This is a genomic window from Kineococcus glutinatus, from assembly GCF_039542765.1.
In the GTDB taxonomy this organism is placed as follows: domain Bacteria; phylum Actinomycetota; class Actinomycetes; order Actinomycetales; family Kineococcaceae; genus Kineococcus_A; species Kineococcus_A glutinatus.
Genome location: NZ_BAABIL010000401.1, coordinates 1 through 1,413, shown reverse-complemented (window position 1 = coordinate 1,413; position 1,413 = coordinate 1). Strand labels below are relative to the sequence as shown.

The 1,413-nt window shown below is 77.1% G+C and carries 1 protein-coding gene; it reads left to right on the top strand.

Translation table 11 applies throughout. The annotated features are described in order from the left end of the window. The first annotated feature begins 102 nt into the window (after positions 1-102). Positions 103-1,341 carry a chorismate synthase gene (gene aroC, locus ABEB16_RS14610; RefSeq protein WP_345712968.1) on the top strand — a complete coding sequence of 413 codons (1,239 nt, stop codon included), beginning with the start codon at positions 103-105 and terminating at the stop codon, positions 1,339-1,341. Positions 1,342-1,413 lie beyond the last annotated feature (72 nt).

Here is a 1,413-nt window from a genome sequence, read left to right as displayed (position 1 = left end):
TTCGGTGGGGCGAAAGGGAAAACCCGAACCGGGAAAAATTGCCCCATTCTAGAGGTCCGGGCGCGGTCCCGACCACCCCTGCGGGTCTGGGAGACTCGGGACGTGCTGCGCTGGCTGACTGCAGGGGAGTCCCACGGCCCGGCCCTCGCCGGCATCCTCGAAGGGGTGCCCGCCGGGGTGGAGGTCCAGAGCTCCGACATCACCGCCGCCCTCGCCCGCCGCCGCCTCGGCTACGGCCGCGGCGCCCGCATGGGCTTCGAGCAGGACGAGCTGGAGATCATCGGCGGCGTCCGGCACGGGCGCACCCAGGGCGGCCCGGTGGCGCTGCGCATCGGCAACACCGAGTGGCCGCGCTGGCAGGAGGTCATGGCCGCCGACGCCACCGACGCCGAGGGCCGCCGCTACGACGAGCCGGGCCGGCTGCCGGGCCGCGGCCGCTCCGCCCCCCTCACCCGCCCCCGCCCCGGCCACGCCGACCTCACCGGCATGCAGAAGTACGGCTTCGACGACGCCCGACCGGTGCTGGAGCGGGCCAGCGCCCGCGAGACCGCCACCCGCGTCGCGCTCGGGGAGGTCGCCCGCCACCTGCTCGCGCAGGCCGCCGGCGTCGAGCTCACCAGCCACGTCGTCGCCCTCGGCACCGTCGCGGTCCCGCCCGGCACCGTCCCCGCCCGCGGCGACGGGCCCCGCATCGACGCCGACCCGGTCCGCTGCCTGGACGCCGCCGCGTCCGCCGCGATGGTCGCCGAGGTCGACGCCGCCCACGCCGCCGGCGACACCCTCGGCGGGGTCGTGGAGGTCGTCGTGCACGGGCTGCCGCCGGGGCTGGGCTCCTACGTGCACTGGGACCGCAAGCTCGACGCGCGCCTGGCCGCCGCGCTCATGGGCATCCAGGCCATCAAGGGCGTCGAGGTCGGCGACGGCTTCGAGACCGCCCGCCGCCGGGGCTCGGCCGCCCACGACGAGATCGAGCGCGTCGACGGCGGCGAGGGACCCGAGGGCCTCGTCGTGCGGCGGCGCACCGACCGGGCCGGTGGCATCGAGGGCGGCATGTCCAACGGCGAGGTGCTGCGGGTGCGGGCGGCGATGAAGCCGATCTCGACGGTGCCGCGGGCGCTGGACACCGTCGACACCGCCTCCGGCGGCCCGGCGCAGGCCATCGCCCAGCGCAGCGACGTGTGCGCCGTGCCCGCGGCCGGGGTGGTGGCCGAGGCGATGGTGGCGCTGGTGCTGGCCGACGCGCTGCTGGAGAAGTTCGGCGGCGACAACGTCGAGCAGGTCCGGGCAGGCGTCCGCACCTACCTCGACGGGCTGGCCATCCGCACCGCCGCCGCGGGCTGACCCTCCCTCCCGCGCCCATCTCCGGGTTCGGGCGCTCTGCCGGCACCCCTCCCCCGCCCATCTCCGGGTTCG